Source organism: bacterium, assembly GCA_035527515.1.
Classification (GTDB): domain Bacteria; phylum B130-G9; class B130-G9; order B130-G9; family B130-G9; genus B130-G9.
This window is the reverse complement of the sequence record DATLAJ010000088.1, coordinates 1-5534: the sequence shown is the minus strand read 5'-3', so window position 1 is coordinate 5534 and position 5534 is coordinate 1. Positions and strand designations below refer to the sequence as shown.

General features: G+C 57.4%; 5 protein-coding genes and 2 pseudogenes. 5 read left to right on the top strand and 2 right to left on the bottom strand.

The genetic code is table 11. The annotated features are described in order from the left end of the window. Window positions 1-188: 188 nt before the first annotated feature. From VM163_06520 to VM163_06505, 4 genes and pseudogenes are all read left to right on the top strand, one after another. Entirely contained in the window at window positions 189-500 is a 312-nt protein-coding gene (locus VM163_06520; protein ID HUT03527.1) for a hypothetical protein, read from the top strand. Between the two features lie 166 nt (window positions 501-666). Beyond that, complete coding sequence (locus VM163_06515; GenBank protein ID HUT03526.1) at window positions 667-1188, top strand: hypothetical protein; 522 nt, start codon at window positions 667-669, stop codon at window positions 1186-1188. A gap of 539 nt (window positions 1189-1727) precedes the next feature. Beyond that, window positions 1728-1841 (top strand): annotated as a pseudogene (locus tag VM163_06510) (tyrosine-type recombinase/integrase). A 106-nt stretch (window positions 1842-1947) separates the two neighbouring features. After that, window positions 1948-2427 (top strand): annotated as a pseudogene (locus VM163_06505) (SEFIR domain-containing protein). Window positions 2428-2661: 234 nt separating this feature from the next. Here VM163_06505 and istB read toward each other — a convergent pair. Beyond that, window positions 2662-3420: an IS21-like element helper ATPase IstB gene (istB, locus tag VM163_06500; protein ID HUT03525.1), complete on the bottom strand. Its 759-nt coding sequence runs from the start codon at window positions 3418-3420 to the stop codon at window positions 2662-2664. Beyond that, complete coding sequence (gene istA / locus VM163_06495; protein ID HUT03524.1) at window positions 3420-4859, bottom strand: IS21 family transposase; 1440 nt, start codon at window positions 4857-4859, stop codon at window positions 3420-3422. Before istA ends, istB begins: the two co-directional genes overlap by 1 nt. Window positions 4860-5121: 262 nt before the next feature. Here istA and VM163_06490 point away from each other — a divergent pair. Then, window positions 5122-5534 (top strand): hypothetical protein (locus VM163_06490; GenBank protein ID HUT03523.1); only part of this gene is annotated, 413 nt, incomplete at its 3' end.

Sequence of the window (5534 nt, the reverse complement as noted above, 5' to 3'; positions counted from 1 at the left end):
CTGGTCTTTCAGGACGAGCCCTTGCAGCTCTTCCCCCGATTCCTTCGCCACCCATTTGCTGGAGGAGGGGTATGGTATCCGCACGGTTCAGTAACTCATGGGACACAAGCCGGTTCTTGCGAGCCTGTGTGAGGAGTGCAGTTCTCACAGGTGTGTATTTCCTGTGTGCATTGGTGCGGCCTTCTAGTTTGGAGAGAACCCTAGGCTCCATACTTCTGGAGTGTCTTCTCGTCTTCTGCGGCGTGTTGCTGTTGTTTACAGGTCCGATATGGTGGCGCGGATTACTGGCACGGTGTGCCGTGAGCAGCAGTGCACAGCGCGTTGTGATCGCTGTAGTTGTGCCTATCGTGATCTTTCTCTTGGCGTTTGGCATCATGCCCGACGCCAATCTGGATCCAGAGAACCTTGAGGAGAGCTGGCTTGGCTGGGCAATCGCTGTCGCTGCTGTCGGCATCTTCGAGTTCATCTGGCTTGGGGACAGGGGTGGAGTGAAAAAGTGAAGAACCGAATTCCCGGAGCATCTCAGTGCAATCGGGAGACTCAGTAGTTACTCTTCAGTAGGGGCCAAAATCGGGAATCGGCAAGTCGCAGGTCGGGGCCATTCATGATAGGTTTCCGAATACGGAGGCTTCAGGCGATCAGCGACACAAAAGGAGGTCTGAAACCGTGAGCTGGCTCACACTTTCAGCCATTTACCTTCTCCCCGTATCGATAGCCCTATTCTTTTGGAATCACAAACTCGACGCCTTTTTGGGTTTGTGGGTCATCCTGTCGTTGATGGCCTTTCCCGTTTCCGTCTTTTTCGGTGTGCCCTTGGTTTGTGGAGTTGCGTTTCCTATCGCAATGCTCGTCTCTCTTCTCGGTTGGTGGTACAACGCCCAATTGGTCAAACGCAGAACCAACAGAATTCGACTCGTTTCGTGCTTTAGTGGGATCCTAATCGGAACAATGCACATCCTACTAGTGCTGCTCCCTATTGCTATTTGGGCAGGCTGGAGAATCGCAACAGTAGTTGCTGCCGTGAATGTCATCTTCTGGATGAGGGCAGGAGCGGTCTCTGCTGACAGATATGTCCTCCAAAGGGCAATGGAGATCCACAACGAGCACCCGGAACGTTCTTTTCGAGAGGCTTTATCTCAAGCAGAAAGCGAGATGAGATTCAATGTTCATGATGACCTGCCATATTAGAGGGGAAACCTCTTTCCGAGATGCCCAAGAACCCCAACGCCTTCCCTTGCATTACAAACACACTTACGAATACCGAACCCCGTTAAGGGCAATCATAACATCGTCAATCCGGACCGTGAGCCTTGCCCATTGGTCGGCTTTGTAGAGATCCCCGTTTATGATTTCCTTTGTAGCCTTCTCCCGTGCAAGGTCCCCCGTTCTCCCTTCAGATACCCCCAAATTCTTTTTCTTTTCAATTCTCAGCCATTTTCTGAAAGAAAAGGGGTCAAAGGACCGGGAATTCGCAAACCAAAACAGATAGACAATTGATTGCAGTGAACAAACAGTCGCTCTTTCCCCTCAAGCCCCTTATGGCAGCTCTTTGTTCCCGCCCTCACTTGACCACCCCTTCAGGTCTTGACAAAAGGAGGGGGTTCGGGATAGAAAGGGAGACGGAGCGCAAGGCGTTTAAGGCAGCGCACATCAATGCGGCGGGTTGAGACGATGGGTGCACTTGCAAACATGCTCTTCCAGGACGAGCCATTGCAGCCCTTCTCCCTCATTCCTTCACCACCCATTTGCTGGAGGACGAATATGATATCCGCACGGTGCAGGATCTTCTGGGGCAGGGGGATGTGAAGACGACGATGATCTACACCCACGTCCTCAACTGAGGAGGAAGGGCGTCAGGACTCCGGCAGACGCGCTGTAATCGGCGGGATATGAGGGGTTTTATGCAGTCCGTCCAAAACTAGGTTATGCCCATGGAGCCGTAGTCGAATGACCGCCCCGAAGCTTTTCATTTCGTACAGTTGGTCAGACAGCGAACATGAACGGTGGGTCGTAGACCTTGCTACAGAGTTGCGCGAGTCTGGCGTTGACGTCATTTTGGACAAATGGGATCTCAAAGAGGGACATGACGCTCTAGCTTTCATGGAGCAGATGGTCACCAATCCCGAGATCAAGAAGGTCGCAATTGTCTGTGATGAGAAATACGCTGCAAAGGCCGACGGCCGGGCCGGTGGCGTAGGCACGGAGACACAAATCATCTCGAGGGAAGTCTATGAGAACCAAGCCCAAGAGAAGTTTGTAGCCGTTGTCAGCCAAAAGGATGAGAACGGAAAACCATTTCTTCCAACGTACTACAAGTCGCGGATTTACATTGATCTCAGCGAAGCTGATCGGTACGCAGGGAATTTCGAGCAGCTGCTGAGATGGATCTTTGACAAGCCTCTCTATGTCAAACCCGAACTTGGCAGCAAGCTGACCAGCGTCAACTAGTTTTTTCCTCTGGCGACGATTGGACTTCCCGTTCTTGACCTGCCGCCTTGGGTTGGCGTAGGTTGCTCTTGCAGCGCTCTCCTGGAGAGGAACGTCTGCCTGTGGTGACGGGAAGGGGCTTGTTGCGCGAGCGGCAGGTCCCTTTCAGCGTTTTGGCGGCGCGACGGTCAAGGGCGATTGGCGGAGGCAAAGGGAATCATCACAGGAGAAAACTCATTTCTTGGTCTTTTTCGCCTGTTCCATGCGGTAGCTCTTGACGTTGAGTTCGAGGATCACGCAGTGGTGCACGAGGCGGTCGATGGCCGCGGCGGTGGTCATGGGGTCTTTGAAGATCTGCTCCCACTGCGAAAAGGGCAGATTGGAACTCAGCATGACGCTGCCGCGCTCATAGCGTTCGGCCAGGAGCGTGAAGAGCACCTCCATCTCTTCGCGGTTCTGTTGGACGTAGGCGATGTCGTCGATGATGACCGCTTCAAACTTCGCAAGGCGCTTGAGCGCTTTGGCCAGTTTGAGTTCGGTCTTGGCGATCAGCAGTTCCTGCACCAGGAGGCTGCAGGTGGTGAAAAGCACGCGGTGGTCGTGACGCACCAGTTGCTGCCCGATGGCGCACAACAGATGCGTCTTGCCGCTGCCCGGGTTCCCGAACGCCAGGACGTTCTCGCGCCGTTCGAGGAAGGAGCCTTCGAGCAGGACCTGAATCTGCTGACGCAGCCGCAACGGCAGGCGCGAGAGATCGAAGGCCTCGAGGCTTTTCTCCAAAGGCAACTTGGATTGTCGCAAGAGCCGTTCGATGCGGCGCTGGCGGCGGACCTCCGCCTCGCGACGCACCACTTCGAGAAGGTAGCGCTCGTAACTGAGCGACTCCTTGCGGGCGCGCCCGGCTTCGTCGCGGTAGCACTGGCGCACCGTCGGCATGCGCAGTTCCTTGAGGTGTCCCTCCAGACTCTTGTGCACGCTGACTTGCAAACTCATCAGATGACCTCCAGCAAGACATCGTAGTCGCCGAGCTGGACCGCATCGACCCGCACTTGGCGCGGCGAGCAGCATTCCCGACCCGCCGCGACGAGAGCCTCGACGGCCTGGGCCGACAGCGGTTCGTCGCGCTTCAGCAGGTGGTGAAGCGCCCCGTCCACGGCGGCCTCGTTTTCTTTGGCCGCCAGTTCGAGGATCTTCAGATATTCCTTGTGCCCACGAGCGGGCCAGAGATCCTCGAGCACGTCGTAGGCCATGCGGAAGCGGCTGGTGGGAAACAAGGCGTCTCGGTACAGGTAACGCTCGAAAGCGCCGGGCTTGCGCACGAGCCAATCGATGATGTGACGGTAGTTGATCGTGTGCTTGCCCCTGCCGCGCAGTCGCGCCAGGCGCTCGACTTGGGTCCGGCCGCGCCAAACGTCGATGTGATCGGCGTAGACGCGGGCGCAAACCTTCTCGCCGATCAGGCGGCTGTGAACCGAGTAGACGTTCTCCAGCACGCGAATCGTGCTGTTGGGCCCCACTGTCGTCTCTCTGCGCTGAAACGCCTCGAATCGTCGAAGAGGCAGACGGCGCAACGCGGCGATCTCTTCGGCGAGCCGCTTCGTGCGCCCGGCGTTCAGTTGCTTGAAGAGATTCGCCAGGAAGAGCTCATAGGCCTGGCGGCTCTCGAAATCCCGGCTGCCCCGCAAGATCAACGCCTGGTCTACCGCGCGCTTGAACCGATGGTGGCGCTGCTCCACGTCGCCGTTCTCGTGGGGACTGCCGGGTTGGCCGCGATGTCCCTGAAGGCCGTAATGGGAAAGCAGCGCGCGGTAGCGTTGGGTGAATTCCTCGACGTTGTCAAGACGACTCACCGCCGCGCTCAGACAGTCGGTCTGATGCGTCGCCGGCGCCCCGCCCAGTTCCCACAAGGCATTCTGCAGACCCTCGGCCAAACTCTCGAAACTCTCGGAAAAACAGATCGTCCCCGCTTCCCAGTTCGAGTAGGTCAGCACGAAATGGCAGATCATGTGGGGGAAGGGCTGACCGGCGATCGTCACGCCCAACGTCGCCATGCGCGTGAAATCGGACTGGGCCAGGCGACCCGGCTTGTGACGCTGGGGAAACATCACCTCCCGCGCGGGGCCTTGGCGGGCGCGCCACTCCTTGACGCGCCGCTGGAACGTGCGCAGCTGCCCATCCTGAAAGCGTCCCGGATGCCTGCGCTGCAGGTGCTCGAAGAGCGTCTTGGCCTCCAGCCCCGCGTTGTCCTCGAGAAACTCGCGCGCCTCGGGCCAGACCGCCTCGAAGGGATCCGGCCGTGTGCGCCAGGTGTGGGGTTTTTGAACTTCGCTCGGCAGCCGCCCGAGGCGCAGGTACTTCCGCGCCGTCTTCTCGTCCATGCCCGCCTTGTCGGCGGCCGCTCGAAGCGTCCTCTCGGTATGGCGACATCTCATCAGCGACCTGACCTGCCTGTCCGTGACCATCCAAGCATCCTCCCGCTAAGTAGAGTAGCTTGAATAGTCTACATGCACCGCCCGACGGGAATTTCAATTGTCGTCGGGCCACAGGTCTAATAATCGCTGATCATGGGGGCGAACCGACGACAAGGAACCTATCGGCCAGAGGTCCAGACTCAGCATGTCTTGCATCGCTGCTCAGCACAGAACTCGCAGAATCGGCTCCTCAAGCGGATATCCGTGCCCCAGGAAGCCAACCATGCGAGACGTGCACTCCGTCCGAGCATCCCTTCTCCGCACCCTCGAATCGAACCTCGCCGATCCTAGTTCTATATGCTCCGAGTGGAGTCTATCCCACGTCCGAGTGAGCAGTTTCTACTCCCCTTTCGTTCTGAGCTCTGTCGGTATCGTTCTTTCAACACTGGCGAACACACTCGTGTCCCCATTTCTCATGCGGATTCGCCATTGCCTTACAAGTACCCCAAACAGACGTGGCATCTTTGATTTCTACGGTTCCGACGAGTACCCCCCGGATGTTGACACAACAGCGCTCGCTAATATCTTTCTGACGCTCCAAAATTCGGTCGAACTCCCCCTTGGCGACGTCCGGGCGCAAATCCTGGCCATCCAGCACACAACTACCGGGGCTATACGTACTTGGTTTGACCCCAC